Raw genomic sequence first — 17,265 nt, forward strand, 5'->3', positions numbered from 1 at the left:
GCTAGTCGCTCGATCCGTCCCGGCGCAGAGCGACGGCCGATGCGATCAGCCGGACGTTCTCCTCGACCGGTCGGCCCGCGTCCAATCGCAACCGATCGTCCGTCCACTCATCGAAGCCGGACCTCCGCGCGAGGACGGACTCCCAGGTCGGCTCCGGGAAGCCGTCCAGGTCACGCTCGCGGGACTCGAGTCGTCGTCGGTGCTCCTGCGGCTCCGGCGCGAGCACCTCGACGAACAGCAGCGATGCGCGCTCCGCCGCCGCCAGGTCTCGCCACTGGAGGCGAGCCGCTGGGGCATCGTTCACGGCGTCCACGCACACGTCGTGTCCGAGGCGCAGCTGCTCCCGCGCCACGGCGTCCGCGACGACGTAGGCGGCCAGTCCCGTCGGCTGCTCGGTCCCGATACCCGCGCGGAGCATCGCCGCCTCCACGGCATCGACGGCGATCACCGCGCAGCCGAGCGCTCGACCTGCCGCGGCGGCGATCGTGCTCTTTCCGGACCCGGGCAGTCCCGCCATCACGATGAGCATGGGGACACCCTATGGGTCCGTTCAGCACTCCCGTCCGGCGGGGGTGGCGAGTTGACCGGTTTCGGCGCGGATGCGAAGATTTCCATGGCCGGTTGCCGGTTCTCGAACACCAGGTGAACTCTTCGTTCGCACGTCGCGCTGACGACATCCCCCTCCTCTCACGCAAAACGAAAGCGACCGGTGGAACTCGCAATCCTCATCGTCGTGCTGGTCATCGGACTGGCGCTGTTCTTCGACTTCACCAATGGGTTCCACGACACCGCGAACGCCATGGCGACCCCGATCGCGACCGGCGCTCTCAAGCCCAAGACGGCGGTCGCCCTCGCGGCGGGGCTGAACCTCGTCGGAGCGTTCCTGTCCACCGAGGTCTCCCAGACGGTCTCGCACGGCATCATCCAAGAGGGTCAGATCGCAGACGCCGACCCGACGCACACGCTGTTCCCGTCGCTGATCTTCGCGGCGCTGATCGGCGCGATCACCTGGAACATGCTGACGTGGTTGCTCGGCCTGCCCTCCAGCTCCTCCCACGCGCTGTTCGGTGGCCTCATCGGTGCCACGCTCGTGGGCGTCGGACTCAGCGCCATCAACTTCGGTGTCGTGATCAGCAAGATCGTGCTCCCGGCGCTGCTCGCGCCGCTCACCGCGGGCATCATCGCGTTCGTCGCGACGAAGATCGCGTACGCCGTGACCCGTCGCTACGACGGCAAGCCGGACGGCCGCGACGGCTTCCGCTGGGGCCAGATCTTCACCTCGTCCCTCGTCGCCCTCGCACACGGCACCAACGACGCGCAGAAGACGATGGGCATCATCACGCTCGCGCTGATCACGGTCGGACTGCAGAGCTCCGCACACGCCGAGCCGCAGCTCTGGGTCATCATCGCGTGTGCCGTGACGATCGCCGCCGGAACCTACATCGGTGGCTGGCGCATCATCCGCACGCTCGGCAAGGGCCTCACGGACGTCAAGCCGGCTCAGGGCTTCTCGGCGGAGAGCTCCACCGCCGCGACCATCCTCGCCTCGTCGGCCCTCGGCTTCGCCCTCTCCACCACGCAGGTGGCCTCCGGCTCGGTCATCGGCTCCGGCCTCGGCCGCCGCGGTTCCAAGGTGCGGTGGGGAACCGCGGGCAAGATCATGGTCGGCTGGCTGCTGACACTGCCCGCCTCCGCGATCGTCGGTGGTCTCGCCGCGTTCGTGGTCATCGCCCTGGGACACTGGGGTGTCCTGGTGGACGCGATCATCGCGCTGATCATCATCGTGGTGCTGTTCCTCTACTCCCGCCGCCAGCAGGTGGACAGCTCCAACGCGATGAGCGATGTCGCCGCGTCCGGTGGCGCGGTGAAGGTCAAGCGGAACCCGCCGCCCACGCGTCGTCAGCGCGAGATCCTGCGTCATCAGGAGCGCGCGCGCAAGGACGCGCAGCGCAAGGTGGACGAGGCGGAGCGCTCCGCGAAGGCCGCCGACCGCCGCGCTCGCGATGCCGAACTGCGCGCGAAGGACGCCGAGAAGCGGGCCAAGGACGCCGAGAAGCGCGCCAAGGCCGCGAAGGAGAAGGCGGCGGCGGCATCCGTGAACGCCAAGCATCTGCGCGAGCGCACGGCGGACACCCGCGGTGAGAAGAAGGCCGCGGACAGCGCCCCGAAGGACACCGGCGTGACGAAGACGAACGCGAAGAAGACCGGCGACAAGAAGCCGGCCAAGAAGAGCAAGAGCGGGAAGGGCGCCTGATCATGATCGAGATCGACTGGAAGGCCTTCTTCGACGTCTTCGTCGTGGCGCTCATCGGCGCGTCCGCTCTCGTGTTCTTCTACGCCGTCGGACTCCGACTGCTGGTGCTGGGCGGACGTGCGCCCGTGGTCAGTCCGGCCGAGTTCACGGACGCCATCACGGTGATCACCGAGAAGGAAGCGCAGCGTGCCCAGCGGGCCGCCGTGAAGGCCGCGAAGAAGAACCCGCTCACCGACGGTCAGAAGCGCTGGGCGCTCGTCGGCGCGTACGGGTGCTTCGCCATGTGCGGCGTGGCCGTCATCGTCGGCGTGCTGCTCCTGCTCGTCAAGTGAGCGGGGGAGGGCACCCCTAGACTGGCCGCCATGACGGGGCTGAGCTTCGGATCCCACGCGCCCGCGCGCCGGGTGATCCTCCACCTGAGCGACACACACCTCCTGGGCGGTGGGCGACGTCTCGGCGACCACTTCGACGTCGTCCGGAACCTCACCGCGGCGATCGCCCGGATCCGCACGCTCGATCCTCGGCCGGACGCGATCGTCGTCACCGGCGACCTCACCGATCTCGGTGAGCCGGAGGCCTACGTCACCCTGCGGGAGCTGCTGACCCCGCTCGCGGCCGATCTCGGCAGTGAGCTGGTCTGGGTCGCGGGGAACCATGACGAGCGGCCGGCCCTCCGCGAGCACCTCCTCGGCGGCTCGCCGACCCAGGACCCGGTCACGAGGGTCGTCGACCTGAACGGCCTGCGCCTGATCGCGCTGGATTCCTCCGTCCCCGGCTGGCACCACGGCGACATCGACGCCGCGCAGCTGGACTGGCTGCGCGAGCAGCTCGCCGAACCGGCCCCGCTCGGCACCCTGCTGGCGTTGCACCACCCCCCGCTGCCCAGTCACATCCCGTTCTTCGACATCCTCGAACTGCAGCACCAGGATGAGCTCGCCGCGGTGCTGCGCGGGTCCGACGTGCGGGCGATCCTGGCCGGACACCTGCATTACGCGACGTTCGGCACGTTCGCCGGCATCCCGGTGTCGGTGGCCGCGGCCACCTGCTACACGATGGACCTCGCGCGCCCGACCGAGGAGATCAACGGCATGGACGCGGGTCAGTCGTTCCACCTCGTCCACGTCTGGGACGACACGATCACGCACGCCGTCGTACCCGTCGCGGCAGCCGAGACCGTGCCGTCCTTCACCCCGGAGTGGTACCGGACGATGGCCGCACTCACACCCGAGGAGCGCCTCGAGCGGTTCTCGCGCAAGCCCACCGCCTGAGCGGACTACGCTGGGACCACCACCACCCGAACCACCCGTGACCCACAAGGAACACACGCCATATGGACGCAACGATGCGCACCCGCACCGAGACCGACTCCCTGGGATCGATGGAGATCCCCGCCGACGCGTACTGGGGCATCCACACCGCTCGAGCGCAGGAGAACTTCCCGATCGCGAAGCGTCCGATCTCGGTGTATCCGGACCTCGTGACGGCGCTCGCCATGGTCAAGCAGGCCTCCGCGCGAGCCAACGCCGAGATCGGCGTGCTGTCGCAGGAGAAGGCCGACCTCATCGATGCGGCCGCGCAGCGGGTCATCGACGGCGAGTTCCACGACCAGTTCACGGTCGGTGTCATCCAGGGCGGCGCCGGGACGTCCACGAACATGAACGCGAACGAGGTCATCACCAACATCGCGCTCGAGCTGGCCGGACACGAGAAGGGGGACTACGCCTTCCTCTCGCCCCTGGATCACACCAACCGCAGCCAGTCCACGAACGACGTCTACCCGACCGCCGTGAAGATCGGGCTCTCGCTGACCCTGCGCAGCCTGCTGGTCGAGCTCGACCTGCTGCGCAAGTCGTTCCTTTCCAAATCCGGCGAGTTCCACGACATCCTCAAGGTCGGCCGCACGCAGCTGCAGGACGCGGTGCCGATGACGCTCGGGCAGGAGTTCCACGGCTTCGCCACCACCCTCGGCGAGGACTACACGCGCCTGCAGGAGAACGCGCATCTGCTGACCGAGGTGAACATGGGTGCCACCGCGATCGGCACCGGCATCACGGCGCACCCCGGGTATGCGGAAGCGGTCGTCCGGCACCTCCGCGAGATCTCCGGAATCCCCGTGACCACGGCGACGGACCTCGTCGAGTCCACGTCCGACACGGGCGCGTTCATGTCGTTCTCGTCCTCGCTCAAGCGCAACGCGATCAAGCTGTCGAAGATCTGCAACGACCTGCGACTGCTGTCCTCGGGTCCGCAGGCCGGTCTCGGTGAGATCAACCTCCCGGCCCGCCAGGCGGGTTCCTCGATCATGCCGGGCAAGGTCAACCCGGTCATCCCCGAGGTCGTCAACCAGGTCGCGTTCTCCGTCGTGGGTGCCGACATGACCGTCACGATGGCGGTGGAGGCCGGTCAGCTGCAGCTGAACGCGTTCGAGCCCGTCATGGCGCACTCGATCTTCCAGTCGATCACGTGGATGCGTCAGGCGATGTGGACCCTCCGCGTGAACTGCGTGGACGGCATCACCGCGAACACCGAGCGCCTGGGCGCGATGGTCGGTTCGTCCGTCGGTGTGGTCACCGCGCTGACGCCGTTCATCGGGTACGCGTCGGCCGCGGCCCTGGCCAAGACCGCGCTGATGACCGGACACAACATCGCCGATCTCGTGGTCGAGGCCGGCCTGATGAGCCGGGAAGAGGTCATGAAGCAGATCTCGCCCGCGCGCCTGACCGGGCTCGAGGCCGCCACCGGCCTCATCCAGGTGATCCAGCCGGCGGAGAACGTCGTCTCGCTGGATGACACCCCGACGGCCTGATCGTGAGGACGTGACGGACGAACTCGTCCGTCACGTCCGGTGGGAGCTCAGTCCAGAATGCGGCAGTGCGTGGTGAGCTCGCCGATGCCATCGATGCCGACGGTGACGGTGGAGCGGTCACGCAGGAAGATCTGCGGGTCGCGCGAGTAGCCGGCACCACCCGGGCTGCCCGTGGAGATGAGGGTCCCGGGCAGCATCGTCATCGATGTGGACAGGTGCGCGACGAGTTTGGCGACCGACCGCACCATCTGGTCCGTGTTGCCGTCCTGCACCAGATGGCCGTCGATGTTGGTCCAGATGTGCAGGTCCTGCGGGTTCGGCACCTCGTCGGCGGTGACGATGTACGGCCCGGTGGGCGTGAAGCCGTCGAAGGACTTGCAACGGCACCACTGCGCCTCGGCGAACTGGATGTTGCGGGCGGTGATGTCGTTGACCACGGTGTAACCCCACACGTGATCGAGCGCTTCCGCCTCGGTGACGTCCTTCGCCCGGCGGCCCATGACCACACCCAGCTCGGCCTCGTAGTCGACGGACTCGCTGAGCGATCGTGGCCAGCTCGTGGTCGCGTCGTGTCCGGTGAGCGAGTTCGGCCAGAGCGTGAACACCGTGGGGGCGGTGTCGGTCTTCAGGCCCAGCTCACTGGAGTGCGCGGCGTAGTTCAGGCCGATCGCGAGGATCACCGGCGGCTGCTGCACCGCGGAGGCGAACGTCAGACCGTCGACCGGAACGCGCTGCTCGCCCGGCAGCGCCGCGCGGACGCGATCCAGTTCCGCATCGCCACCGGCGATGAGATCGTTGAGAGTGGTGGGGGCATTCGGGTAGAGCTCGGGAAGGGGCACGGCGAAGTCGCCGTCGATCACGCAGAGGGTGGGATCCGAGCTCGCCGACAGATTCACATGGGCGAAGCGCATGCCTCCAATCTACCCGTGAGGCGCCTGGGGGCGCCCGATGCGGCCATTGTGATCGCGGCGCGACCGATCGACCACCTAGGGTGATGTCATGACGTTCGAGCCTGGTCAGTACCAGCGGCCGGCGGGGGGAACGCCGCAGCACGGCCCGGATCCCGCCGCAGCGCCCGGTTCCACCCCGCAGCAGCCGTACGGCCAGCCGCAGCAGCCGTATGGACAGCCGCAGCCGCAACCGTATGGCCAGCAGCAGCCGTATGGCCAGCCGCCACAGCAGCAGCCGTATGGCCAGCCGCCACAGCAGCAGCCGTATGGCCAGCCGGTCCGATACGCCGCTCCCGCACCGGCGCCCGCGCTCGCGCAGCCGGCGCTTCCCGTCCCACAGGCGAAGGGCCGCCACGTCGCCATCTGGCTGTTCGTGCCGCTGGCGATCCTGCTGCTGTGCCTGATCGCCTACTTCCTGGTCTTCCTCGGCCCCACCGCAACCACGGTCGCGTTCTTCGTCGCCCTCGTCCCGCTCGCGATCGTGCTGGTCGGCGCGTTCCTCATCGACCGGTGGGAACCGGAACCGATGTCACTGGTGCTGTTCGCGCTGGGATGGGGCGCGATCGTGTGTGTCGTCGTCGCCCTGCTGGTCGATCTCCTCCTGCTCGTCATCGTGCCGAAGAACGAGCTGTCCGACGTCCTGAGCACGGTGGTGCAGGCGCCCCTGGTCGAGGAGGCCATCAAGGGTCTCGGGGTCGTGATCATCTTCTACCTGGGTCGTCGAGCGTTCGACGGACCGCTGGACGGCGTGGTCTACGCGATGCTCATCGCCGCCGGTTTCGCCTTCACGGAGAACATCCAGTACTTCGCGATCAGCCTGATCGAGGGCGGCGGCGGACAGATCACGTTCACCTTCCTCCTGCGCGGGATCATGTCGCCGTTCGCCCACGCGATGTTCACCTCGGTGACCGGATTCCTCGTCGGCATGGCGGCCCAGCGCGGTCGTCGCGGCAACGTGTGGGGAATGTACGCGCTCGGCGTTCTGATCGCGGCGCTGCTGCACGCGTTCTGGAACGGCTCGCCGATGTTCTTCGACTTCTTCCTGCTCTACGTCGTCGTGCAGGTGCCGCTGTTCCTCCTGTTCATCGTCGGCATCATCATCCTGCGACGAGAAGAGGCCAAGCTCACCCGGACGCGGCTGGGGGACTACGCCACCGCCGGATGGTTCACGCCACAGGAGGTGGACATGCTCGCTACGCCCGCCGGGCGACGGGCCGGGATGCGATGGGCGAAGGCGCTGCCGGGGGACCGCGGTGGCATCATGAAGTCCTTCATCCGGGATTCGGCGTCGCTCGCGGCGACGCGGCAGCGCGCGATCTCCGGTCGCGACGCGCAGGCGGGACAGGACGAGTGGACGCTGCTCACGCGCACCGCCGCCGAACGTCAGGCGCTGCTGTCGCGCTGACGCGCCTGCGGTTCCGCGCCGGGGCGGACAGACTGAACGCCCGGTGCCGCGGCGATGCCTGCGAGTCCTCCGGGCGTTCAGTTGATCTGCCCTCAGCATGCGACGCAATCCCGGGGAAGTCAAGACCTCGGGCGGCGGTCGGCGCCCACGTCCGGCCGGTGTCGGTCAGAATGGACTCATGACTGATCGCACCAAGCCCGAATTCGACGCCCCCACCGGTCCCGCTCCGTCGGAGCTGGTCATCCGCGACATCATCGTCGGCGACGGTGATGAAGCCAAGCCCGGCGACACCGTCACGGTTCACTACGCCGGTGTCGAGTACGACTCCGGCGAGGAGTTCGACTCGTCGTGGGGCCGTGGCGAGTCCATCCAGTTCCCGCTGCGCGGCCTGATCCAGGGCTGGCAGGAGGGAATCCCCGGCATGAAGGTCGGTGGACGCCGCGAGCTGACCATCCCGCCGCAGCTGGCCTACGGCCCCGCCGGCAGCGGACACTTCCTCGGTGGCAAGACCCTGATCTTCATCATCGACCTGCTCCAGGTCGGCTGAACCACCCCGGCGCAGAAGACCCCCGGACGATGATCCGGGGGTCTTCCGCGTTCACGGCTGCGGGTGCTGCGCGTCGTAGTCGCGGAACCGCGGCGACAGGCGCACCAGCGTGGCGACCAGCACCACGATGATGATTCCGCCGAGCAGGGGTGGGAACCACAGGGCGGAGATGGTCGCGAGCGTGCCGGCGTACAGCGCCCCGAGGCGAGGACCGCCGGTGACGACCACGGTGAAGATGCCCTGCAGACGCCCGCGCATGGTGTCCGGCACGGCGGACTGCATCATGGTGGATCGGTAGATCGCGCTGACGTTGTCCGACGCTCCGGACAGCGCGAGCACGATGCTGGCGAGCACGATGAGCACGATGTTCGGGGTGTCCGCATCGACGTGGCCGGGGGAGAAGAAACCGAATGCGGCGGCGAGCAGGATCAGACCGAACGCGGCGATCGTGCAGCCGTAGACGATGATGGCGCGCTCGATGCCGCGGCCGTGCCAGCGGTACCGTCCCACCGGACCGGAGAACAGGCTGGACAGGAACGCGCCGGCGGCCACGGCTGCGGTGAGCACGCCGGTGGTGACCGCTCCGCCGCCGAGCAGCGTCACCCCGATCGCCGGCAGCAGGGTGATGGGCTGACCGAACGTCATCGCGATGATGTCCAGGATGTACTGCAGGCGGATGTTCGGGGCGTTGCGCAGGAAGCGCCACCCGTCCTTGAGTGACGCCAGGCCGGGTCGGACGATCTCTCCCTCCGGCTTCAGCGACGGCAGTGTCCACAGACCCAGGAAGAGGCTCACCATCAGCACGACGTCGATGGAGTAGGTCCACGCGTAGCCGGTGGTCGCGACCAGCACGCCGGCCAGCGCCGGTCCGGCCATGACCATGATGCCCATCGTGATACCGCCGAGCGCGGACGCCGCGGGCAGGAGTTCGCGCGGGATGAGTCGGGGCACGATCGCGCTGCGCGTGGTCATCACGATCGAATTCGCGGCCGAGTTGACGATCGACAGCCCGTACAGCCACCACACCGTCTCGCCGTTCGCCCACGCCAGAACGGCCAGCAGCACGGTGGAGACGAAGGTCACCGACGCCGCGATCAGGGCGACCTTGCGGCGGTCGAACGCGTCCGCGAGCATTCCGCCGTACAGGCCGGCGATGATCATCGGCACGAGGCCGGCGACCGCGACCATCGACACCGCGAACGTCGATGAGGTCAGCTGGTACATGTGCAGCATGACGGCCGTGATCGTCAGCTGACCGCCGAGACCGGACAGGGTGGAGCCGATCCACATTCGCGTGAAGGCCGGGCTGGCTCGGAACGGTCGCAGGTCGATGAATGCGCCGCTCATGCGGCGTCCGTGCGGTGTCGGGGGCGGAAGTGCACCCTTCGAGGCTACCCGGCGGCGCGGGGGAGGTCGGTCGCGACGTCATCCGGCGTGACCGACGAGTGTGCGGCATCGCCGAGGTCGCTGTTCTCCGCGACCCGGGTGCCGTCAACCGCGTCCACGACCGCCGCCCCGTGCACGCGGACGCCGGCGCCGAAGTGCACGTCGCCGATGACCGTGAAACTGGTCGCGTCCCGCAGGGAGGGCACGCCGTCCGGGAAGCGTTCGTCGAAGTCGTCGATCAGACGGAAGTGCCGGCGGTCCAGTTCGACGAACGGCACCGCATCGCTGACGAGGTGCAGCGCGGCCTCGGGGGAGAGGGCGTACACATCGGAGCGCAGGACGAGCAGGTCATCCGTGGTCTTGACGGGCACGAAGCGGTCGCGACCCACCGCGATCGTCCGGGCGTTCGGGAACACCTCGATCGCCGAGCCCATCGCCGATTCCAGCTGGATGACGGCAGGGCTGGACGGATCGGACGGGTCCACGGTCTTGTGGTTCGCGATCATCGGCAACCCGAGCACGCCGTCGTGCTCGTCGAGGACGTCGCGCAACGCGGCGAGATCGAGCCAGAGGTTGTTCGTCGAGCAGTACTGATGCCGGGTGAGGTCGGCCAGTGCGACGCGGTCCTCCGGCAGTGTCTGGGCCGTCTCGCGCAGCACGATCGCCCCGTCCGAACGCCGACGAGCGAAGTGCCCGCCCTTGCGATCGGATGCGGTGCGACGGACGGCTTCAATCGCCAGTGGGGCGCCGGATTCGGCGAACCAGCCGGCCACTCGTGCGTCCGGGATCGCGCCGAGATTGTCCGAGTTCGACACGAACGCATAGCGATAGCCGTCCGCGATCAGTCGGTCCAGCAGGCCGCTGCTGCGCAGGGCCGGGTAGATGTCGGCGTGACCCGGCGGGCACCATTCCAGTTCCGGGTCGGCGGGCCAGTCAACGGGGGTCAGGTCGTCCGCGCGGAGCTTGGGCTCCTTGCTCTGCAGGAACTCGAGGGGGAGGTCGCCGACCGGCAGATCGGGATACCGCTCGAGCGCTTCGAGACTGTCCGCGGAGGTGCGGAAGCTGTTCATCAGCAGTAGCGGCAGACGGGCGCCGTACTGCTCCCGCTGGTGCAGCACCTGCTGGGCGATCACGTCCAGGAAGGTCAGCCCGCCCCCGATCTCGAGGAGCGATTTCGCCCTGTCCATCCCCATGGACGTGCCCAGTCCGCCGTTGAGCTTGATGACCACGGTCGCGCCGATGGCCTCCGCCGCGACGGCGTCGTCGACCCGCACGTCGCTGAGCGATTCCATCTCCAGCGGCTCAATGCTCGACTCGGGAATCATCCCGGTCTCGCCGCGCTGGAGGTGGACGTAGTGATCGGCGAACGTCGCTGTGGCGACCTCGTCCACTCCGGCTGCACGCATTTTCGCGCGCGCCTGATCGAGCCCCGTCATCGTCATGACTGCGATCGTAAGCGATTTCTGATCAGCCCGAAAACGGGTCAACGCGCCATATCGCCGATGTCAAGGGCCGCGGGAACGTCCGCGACGCCGGCGACGAGGTGCACGGCGTCTGCCATCGGACGGCCTCGGCCCAGGGTGCTCAGCAGCTGCCAGGCGGGGAGATCCCGGGTCCACTGGGCCTCACCGACGAGCACCATCGGGGCGACGTCCGCCCCCTCGGCGTAGTAGTTCTCGCAGGCGTCCGCGAAGATCTCGGACACGGTTCCCGCGGCTCCCGGCAGGAAGACGGTACCCCCGCCGCACCGTGCGATGAGGGTCGCCTCGCGGATCGGATTGGCGAAGTACTTCGCGATGACGGTCGCGAACTGGTTCGGCGGCTCGTGCCCGTAGAACCACGTCGGAATCCCGACCGAGCGCGCGCCGTTCGGATATCGCTCCCGCACCGCGCGCGCGGCGTTCGACCAGTCGTCGATGTCCGGTGCGAAGGAGGGGGCCACCTCGAGCGTGCGCAGCGCGTCGTCGAGGGCGTCATCGGATTCCTCCGCGAGGTAGGCACCGAGGTTCGCCGCTTCCATCGCGCCGGGGCCCCCGCCGGTGAGCACGGTGCGTCCGGCCCGGGTGAGGGTGCGCGCCAGCTCGGCGGCATCGCGGTAGGCCTTCTCTCCGCGATCCACCCCGTGTCCGCCCATGATGCCGACCACCCGGTTCGGCGCGGTGTCGGCGAGCTCCGCATCGAGCGCGGCGGTGATGGCATGGTCGTGCAGGGCGCTCGCCAGAGAACCGGCCACCGAGGGCCGACGGCTCTGACGTCGTGACCACGCGTAGACGGCGGCGTCGAGTCCGGACGCGTAGGGTCCCTGTCCGTACAGCTCGTCGGCGGAGTAGGCCTCGTCGCGGTACGGATCGAAGGGCACGTCCGGGATCGAGGGGAACACCAGCGCGCCGGCGTCCCGCAGGCGTTCTTCCACACCGGGCGGGAAGGTGCACCCCAGGAAGATCGCGCCGGAGACCAGCGAACGCAGCAGGGCATCGGAACGGTCGGTGAGATCGACCGAGTCGACCACGACGCCACGCAGGGAGGGGTGGTCGCGATGCGCGGGGATGAGGCGGTCGAACCGCTCGATGGTGTCGACCTGTCTGACCTGTCGGATCATACGCGTCCCCGTTCGCCATGGTGCTGAACCGACCCTAGTCGCGCACCCCGCCCGTGTCCCGGGTGCGGCTGGAGGTGATGTAGACTCGTGTGGTTGCCGTTCGATCGGCCGCGGATAAAGAGAGCTCGCACATCAGGTGTCGGGCGCCGCGCAATGACGAGAGAGGGGATCACCTATGGCACTGGAAGCAGACGTCAAGAAGGCGATCATCGAAGAGTACGCGACGCACCCCGGTGACACCGGATCCCCCGAGGTGCAGGTTGCGATGCTGTCGCAGCGCATCAAGGACCTCACCGAGCACCTGAAGGAGCACAAGCACGACCACCACTCGCGTCGTGGTCTGTTCCTGCTCGTCGGTCAGCGCCGCCGCCTCCTGGGTTACCTCCAGGATGTCGACATCAACCGTTACCGCTCGCTGATCGAGCGTCTCGGCCTGCGTCGATAAGCAGCAGCCGCGTACAATCGCGCAGAACATTCTTGAAGAGGGCCGTCCCAGGTGTGGGGCGGCCCTCTTGCCGTTCCCGGACGCGCGTCAGCGCGTGACCAGCACGCCGTCCTCGTCGGCGTAGAGGTGCGCTCCGGGACGGAAGGTGACGCCCCCGAAGGAGACCTCGACGTCGGTCTCACCGGCGCCGTTCTTCGCGCTCTTGCGCGGGTTCGTGCCCAGGGCCTTCACGCCGAGGTCGAGGGATGCGACCGCGACGCTGTCACGGATGGCGCCGTGGATCACCACACCCGCCCAGCCGTTGGCGACCGCCGAGGCGGCGATGAGGTCGCCCATCAGCGCGGTCTGCAGGGACCCGCCGCCGTCGACCACCAGGACCGCGCCGTTCCCGGCCGTCGCCAGCACCGCCTTGACCAGGGCGTTGTCCTCGTGACACCGGACGGTGCGGATCTCGCCGGCGAATCGCGTCCGTCCGCCGCAGTCGCGCAGCTGCAGCGAGAGTGACTGCAGATCCTCTCCGTGCTCGTCGTACAGGTCGGCGGTGCTGATCGTCATGCGTGTCCCTTCGTCGGTGCCAGCGTACGTGTCGGGTGATTCCCGGCCGCCGGACGCCTCCGGTGAACTCCGCCGTCACCGCCCGTTCATCGGCGATGGCTGGAGTGAGGGGCATGAGCTACGTGGGTCGACTCGCGGTGTTCGCCATCGGCGCCGCCGGCGTCGGTGCGGTCGCGCTCGGTGCGCGTCGCGGGCTGCGGCGCCAGGCGGCGATCGCCCGGCGACGCATCGGCAAGCCGCTCGGGGAGGACGCCGTCGATGCGGACCGGGTCTGGCGCCCGAAGCTGCCCGGCCCCCCGGTCGAGCTCGTGCTGCTGGGCGACTCCCTGGCCGCCGGACTCGGCGCGAGTCGGCCGAAGCAGACGCTGGGCGGGCGCTTGGCCAAGGGGCTCGCGCGGGCGATCACGCATCCGGTGCGGTTGCGCACCGCCGCCGTCGTCGGTGCGGAGTCATCCGACCTGTCCGTGCAGCTGTCGTCGCTTCCGGCGGGGTACCGGCCGGACGTGGCGGTCATCGTCGTGGGTGGCAACGACGTCACGCATCGCGTGCCGCCGGCCACGTCCGCGGCGCATCTGCGGGCGGCGGTCGATGCGCTCCGGGATCGGGGTGCCGCGGTGGTCGTGGGGACATGCCCGGACCTCGGCGCACTGCGTCCGGTGCCTCAACCGCTGCGCCGCCTCGCCGGAACTCTTTCGCGCGTGCTCGCCGGGGCGCAGCGCCGCGCGGCTCTCCGGGCCGGGGCCGTGCCGGTGGATCTGCGGCGCGCGGTGGGTCGCCGGTTCCGATCCGACCCGGACGAGATGTTCAGCATCGACCGCTTCCACCCCTCGGCCGCGGGCTATCGCCAGACGACCGCCGCACTTCTGCCCGCCGTCGTCGTGGCGCTCCGCTCCCGGGCGGGAGATCAGGCCGGAGTGGCGACCAGGTCGGGGTGGTGGATGGCGGCGACGTCCGGGTGCGCGCGCAGGCGGGACTTCAGGGCGTTCTCGCCGTAGAGCGCGTGGATCGGGTTGTTCGGATCCTGCGTCACTCCGCGGGCGCGCTCGGCGAGTTCGGCGGGCAGCTCGATGATCGGCAGTCGGGCATCGAGGGCGGGGTTGAAGAAGAAGGGCACCGAGATGCGCTCGTCCGGGAACCGTGGAGAGATGACGCGGTGGTCGGTGGCGGTCAGGTAACCGCCGGTGGCGTACTCCAGCAGTTCGCCGATGTTCACCACGAACGCACCCGGCACCGGGGGAGCGTCGACCCACTCGCCGTCGCGGCGCACCTGGAGTCCGCCCTTGCCCGGTTCCACCCAGAGCAGCGTCAGCACGCCCGAGTCCTTGTGCGCGCCGACACCCTGCTGCGGAGTCGGGTCCTCCGTGCCCGGATAACGGACGATCTTCGTCAGCGTGGAGGGCTCGCCGAAGTGGCGATCGAAGTAGTTCTCCTCCGCGCCGAGGGCCAGCGCCCAGGCGCGCAGCAGCTTCCGGGCGACGCCGGACAGGTGCTCCTGCCAGGCCGTCACGACCTCGCGCAGCTCCGGCAGTGCCTCGGGCCAGAGGTTGGGTCCGATCAGTCGGGCGTAGGGCGGGGCGGCGGGGTCGGTGATGGCCGCGCGCTCCGGGCCGATGTCGATCTGCTCGCGCCAGTCCACCTTGCCCTGCGTGCGTTCGCCGCCGATGCGCGTGTAACCGCGGAAGTGGGGGCTGCGGACGTTCTCGATCGCGAACTTGTCCGCGTCCGGGAGGGCGAACAGCGCGTGGGCCCCGGCCAGCAGGCGCGCCTCGAGGTCCGGGGTGACTCCGGTACCGACGAGGTAGAAGAAGCCGACCTCGTGGGTCGCGGTGCGCAGGGCGTCGCGGAAACGTGCGGCGGCGTCCGGCCCGGCGTCGAGGTCGGACAGGTCCAGCACGGGCAGCGAGAACTCGGTCATGGCGGCGAATCTACGGGCGGCGCGGTGCGAGCGGAACGACTGTGACCTCGCGTGACGTCACCGGGGGACACACGGTGCCGTCCGGCCGGTCGGGGATACTCGACTTGTCATCAGACCAAGGTAAGGCGTACCTTAGTTACGCCCGTTTCGGGTGCAGCCGTGCCCCTGCCGACTGCCCGTTCGTCGGAAGTTCCTCGGTTGCTCGGCTCCCTGCTCATCGGCCTGCGTGAAGGTCTCGAAGCCGCACTCATCGTCGGCATTCTCGTCGCGTACCTGTCCCGTCTGGGTCGCCGCGATGTGCTGCCGCGGCTGTGGATCGGCGTCGGACTCGCCGTCGCTCTCTCCCTCGGCATCGGTGCGGTGCTCACCTTCGGCGCCTACGAGCTGACCTTCCAGGCGCAGGAGATCATCGGCGGGACGCTGTCGCTGGTGGCCGTCGGATTCGTCACCTGGATGATCTTCTGGATGCAGAAGACCGCACGCAACCTCAAGAAGGAGCTGCACGGCGGGGTGGACCGGGCGCTGGCGTCCGGGGGCATGTGGGGCATCGTCGTCCTCGGCTTCATCTCCGTGGCGCGCGAGGGCATCGAGACCACGCTCATCCTGTGGTCGGTCGTGCAGTCCGCCGGCTCTGCGCCGACAGCGCTGGTCGGCGCGGTCATCGGGTTCGCCATCTCGATCACGGCCGGTGCGCTGCTCTCGCGCGGCATCGTCAAGCTCAACCTCGGTCGCTTCTTCACCTGGACCGGTGGAATCCTCGTCGTCGTCGCGGCCGGCGTGCTCGCGTACGCGATGCATGATCTGCAGGAGGCGGGCGTGCTGCCCGGCCCGTGGGGCTATCTCGCCCCGGCCGCCGCAGGGGGAGCGGCCGCCGTCGGCGGCATCGCGACCGGGTGGGCCGGCTTCCCGTTTGGATACGCGTTCGACGTGTCCGCCGCCGTCGCTCCGGGCGGCACGCTGGCCACACTCGGCCAGGCGACGATCGGTTTCATGCCCGTCATGACATGGCTCCAGGTGATCGCCTGGGCGCTGTACATCGTCATCGTCGGCACCATTTTCGTCCGTCGGGTGCGTGCTGCGCGCCCGGCGCAGAAGAAGGCGACGGCCATCGGGGCCGCCGTCCCCGCCCCGGAAGGAATCCGATGACCCCGTTCCGACCCCGCGCTCTCGCCGCGGCCGCCGGTATCTCCCTCGCTGCGCTCGCCCTGACCGGGTGTGTGGCCAAAGCCGACGCCACCGGAGCCGGCGCCCTGTCCGTCACCGGAACGGACGATGCCTGCACCGTCTCCGGTGACAGCGCCACCAGCGGCACCCTGACGTTCTCGATCAAGAACGACTCGAGCAAGGTCAACGAGTTCTACCTGCTCGCGGACGACGGACTTCGCATCGTCGGTGAGGTCGAGAACATCGCTCCCGGTTCTTCCCGCACCCTCACCGTGCAGGCCCAGCCGGGGTCGTACTTCACGGTGTGCAAACCGGGCATGATCGGTGACGGCGTCGGCAAGACCGCGTTCACCGTCTCCGGCGAGAAGATCGCCGCCACCGGCGACGACGCCGAGCAGATGAAGAAGGCCGTGGACCTGTACGCGGCATTCGTGAAGGACCAGGTCTCGCAGCTGGTTCCGGCGGTCAACGAATTCGTCACCGCCTACGAGTCCGGTGACGATGAGAAGGCGCGGTCGCTGTTCGCCTCGACGCGCGTGTTCTACGAGCGGATCGAGCCGGTCGCCGAGGCGCTCGGCACCCTGGACCCGCGCATCGACTACCGCGAGGTCGACGCCGTGGCGGAGGGTCTGGACTGGACCGGCTTCCACCGCATCGAGAAGGACCTGTGGCCGCCGGCGAAGGACGCCCTGAACTCCGACGGTGAGAACGCCTCGAAGGACTGGACGCCCTCGACCCCGGAGGAGCGCAAGGCCTTCGGCGCGAAGCTGATCGCTGACGTGCAGGAACTGTACGACCACGTGCACAGCGACGAGTTCGCCGCAGGGCTGGAGGAGCAGGGCATCGGCAGCATCTCCAACGGTGCGATCGGTCTCCTCGACGAGGTCGCCAAGGGCAAGATCACCGGTGAAGAGGACTGGTGGAGCCACACCGACCTGTACGACTTCGCCGCGAACGTGGAGGGCTCGAAGATGGCCTTCTCGCTGGTCCAGGACTACGCCGATTCCAAGGGCGCGGACGCGAAGAAGCTCGTGTCCGAGATCTCCACCGGATATGCGAACCTGGAGAAGGCGCTGGCGAACTACGGATCGCTGGACAAGGGCTTCGTCTCCTACACCGAGCTGACCGACGCCGACCGCAAGACGCTGACCGAAGAGGTCAACGCCCTCGCGGAGCCGCTCTCCAAGCTCACCTCGACCATTCTGGAGTGATGTGACCGAAGGTCTCTCCGACGATTCG

At 68.8% G+C, this 17,265-nt stretch carries 17 protein-coding genes; 10 read left to right on the forward strand and 7 right to left on the reverse strand.

The window, feature by feature from the left end:
- Nucleotide 1: 1 nt before the first annotated feature.
- Nucleotides 2-529 (reverse strand): AAA family ATPase, encoded by a 528-nt coding sequence (locus tag BN1193_RS01270; protein WP_040163350.1) that lies wholly within the window; start codon nucleotides 527-529, stop codon nucleotides 2-4.
- Between the two features lie 180 nt (nucleotides 530-709).
- Here BN1193_RS01270 and BN1193_RS01275 point away from each other — a divergent pair, with 180 nt between their 5' ends.
- The 4 genes from BN1193_RS01275 (at nucleotide 710) to BN1193_RS01290 (ending at nucleotide 5,060) form a co-directional block, all read left to right on the forward strand.
- Complete coding sequence (locus BN1193_RS01275; RefSeq protein ID WP_094770204.1) at nucleotides 710-2,254, forward strand: inorganic phosphate transporter; 1,545 nt, start codon at nucleotides 710-712, stop codon at nucleotides 2,252-2,254.
- Nucleotides 2,255-2,256: 2 nt separating this feature from the next.
- Nucleotides 2,257-2,586, forward strand: coding sequence for a peptidase (locus BN1193_RS01280; protein ID WP_195907778.1), 330 nt, complete (start codon nucleotides 2,257-2,259; stop codon nucleotides 2,584-2,586).
- Between the two features lie 30 nt (nucleotides 2,587-2,616).
- Nucleotides 2,617-3,522, forward strand: a complete 906-nt coding sequence (locus BN1193_RS01285) for a phosphodiesterase (RefSeq protein ID WP_094770205.1) — start codon at nucleotides 2,617-2,619, stop codon at nucleotides 3,520-3,522.
- Nucleotides 3,523-3,584: 62 nt separating this feature from the next.
- Nucleotides 3,585-5,060, forward strand: a complete 1,476-nt coding sequence (locus tag BN1193_RS01290) for an aspartate ammonia-lyase (RefSeq protein ID WP_040163357.1) — start codon at nucleotides 3,585-3,587, stop codon at nucleotides 5,058-5,060.
- 47 nt (nucleotides 5,061-5,107) lie between these two features.
- On the opposite strand, the gene BN1193_RS01295 is transcribed toward BN1193_RS01290, so the two are convergent.
- Nucleotides 5,108-5,971 (reverse strand): fumarylacetoacetate hydrolase family protein, encoded by an 864-nt coding sequence (locus tag BN1193_RS01295; protein WP_040163359.1) that lies wholly within the window; start codon nucleotides 5,969-5,971, stop codon nucleotides 5,108-5,110.
- Between the two features lie 88 nt (nucleotides 5,972-6,059).
- Here BN1193_RS01295 and BN1193_RS01300 point away from each other — a divergent pair, with 88 nt between their 5' ends.
- Together BN1193_RS01300 and BN1193_RS01305 are read left to right on the forward strand one after the other, a co-directional pair.
- The gene (locus BN1193_RS01300) at nucleotides 6,060-7,415 is read left to right on the forward strand and encodes a PrsW family intramembrane metalloprotease (protein ID WP_094770206.1); all 1,356 of its coding nucleotides are present in this window, start codon (nucleotides 6,060-6,062) and stop codon (nucleotides 7,413-7,415) included.
- 178 nt (nucleotides 7,416-7,593) lie between these two features.
- Complete coding sequence (locus BN1193_RS01305) at nucleotides 7,594-7,962, forward strand: FKBP-type peptidyl-prolyl cis-trans isomerase (protein ID WP_040163362.1); 369 nt, start codon at nucleotides 7,594-7,596, stop codon at nucleotides 7,960-7,962.
- A gap of 51 nt (nucleotides 7,963-8,013) precedes the next feature.
- Here BN1193_RS01305 and BN1193_RS01310 read toward each other — a convergent pair whose 3' ends face one another.
- From BN1193_RS01310 to BN1193_RS01320, 3 genes are read right to left on the reverse strand one after another with little or no spacing between them, the layout of a single operon-like run.
- Nucleotides 8,014-9,309: an MFS transporter gene (locus BN1193_RS01310; RefSeq protein WP_094770207.1), complete on the reverse strand. Its 1,296-nt coding sequence runs from the start codon at nucleotides 9,307-9,309 to the stop codon at nucleotides 8,014-8,016.
- A 44-nt stretch (nucleotides 9,310-9,353) separates the two neighbouring features.
- Nucleotides 9,354-10,790 (reverse strand): UTP--glucose-1-phosphate uridylyltransferase, encoded by a 1,437-nt coding sequence (locus BN1193_RS01315; protein WP_094770208.1) that lies wholly within the window; start codon nucleotides 10,788-10,790, stop codon nucleotides 9,354-9,356.
- Nucleotides 10,791-10,831: 41 nt separating this feature from the next.
- Nucleotides 10,832-11,947 carry an LOG family protein gene (locus BN1193_RS01320; RefSeq protein ID WP_040163365.1) on the reverse strand — a complete coding sequence of 372 codons (1,116 nt, stop codon included), beginning with the start codon at nucleotides 11,945-11,947 and terminating at the stop codon, nucleotides 10,832-10,834.
- A gap of 175 nt (nucleotides 11,948-12,122) precedes the next feature.
- On the opposite strand from BN1193_RS01320, the gene rpsO reads away from it, so the two are divergent.
- Entirely contained in the window at nucleotides 12,123-12,392 is a 270-nt protein-coding gene (gene rpsO / locus BN1193_RS01325; protein WP_040163368.1) for a 30S ribosomal protein S15, read from the forward strand.
- 87 nt (nucleotides 12,393-12,479) lie between these two features.
- Here the strand turns inward: rpsO and rraA are convergent, their stop codons facing one another.
- A complete protein-coding gene (rraA, locus tag BN1193_RS01330; RefSeq protein WP_040163371.1) occupies nucleotides 12,480-12,947 on the reverse strand; it encodes a ribonuclease E activity regulator RraA in 468 nt (155 codons plus the stop codon).
- 113 nt (nucleotides 12,948-13,060) lie between these two features.
- Between rraA and BN1193_RS01335 the strand changes: the two genes are divergently transcribed.
- Nucleotides 13,061-13,942, forward strand: coding sequence for an SGNH/GDSL hydrolase family protein (locus BN1193_RS01335; RefSeq protein WP_094770209.1), 882 nt, complete (start codon nucleotides 13,061-13,063; stop codon nucleotides 13,940-13,942).
- On the opposite strand, the gene BN1193_RS01340 is transcribed toward BN1193_RS01335, so the two are convergent.
- Nucleotides 13,852-14,862 carry an isopenicillin N synthase family dioxygenase gene (locus BN1193_RS01340; RefSeq protein WP_040163374.1) on the reverse strand — a complete coding sequence of 337 codons (1,011 nt, stop codon included), beginning with the start codon at nucleotides 14,860-14,862 and terminating at the stop codon, nucleotides 13,852-13,854. The two genes, BN1193_RS01335 and BN1193_RS01340, sit on opposite strands and share 91 nt — an antisense overlap.
- Before the next feature lie 198 nt (nucleotides 14,863-15,060).
- Here BN1193_RS01340 and efeU point away from each other — a divergent pair, with 198 nt between their 5' ends.
- Both efeU and efeO read left to right on the forward strand, forming a co-directional pair.
- Nucleotides 15,061-16,008, forward strand: a complete 948-nt coding sequence (gene efeU, locus BN1193_RS01345; RefSeq protein ID WP_040163376.1) for an iron uptake transporter permease EfeU — start codon at nucleotides 15,061-15,063, stop codon at nucleotides 16,006-16,008.
- Nucleotides 16,005-17,237, forward strand: coding sequence for an iron uptake system protein EfeO (gene efeO / locus BN1193_RS01350; RefSeq protein WP_040163379.1), 1,233 nt, complete (start codon nucleotides 16,005-16,007; stop codon nucleotides 17,235-17,237). Before efeU ends, efeO begins: the two co-directional genes overlap by 4 nt.
- Nucleotides 17,238-17,265: the final 28 nt, after the last annotated feature.

Source organism: Microbacterium gorillae (assembly GCF_000826185.2).
Lineage (GTDB): Bacteria > Actinomycetota > Actinomycetes > Actinomycetales > Microbacteriaceae > Microbacterium > Microbacterium gorillae.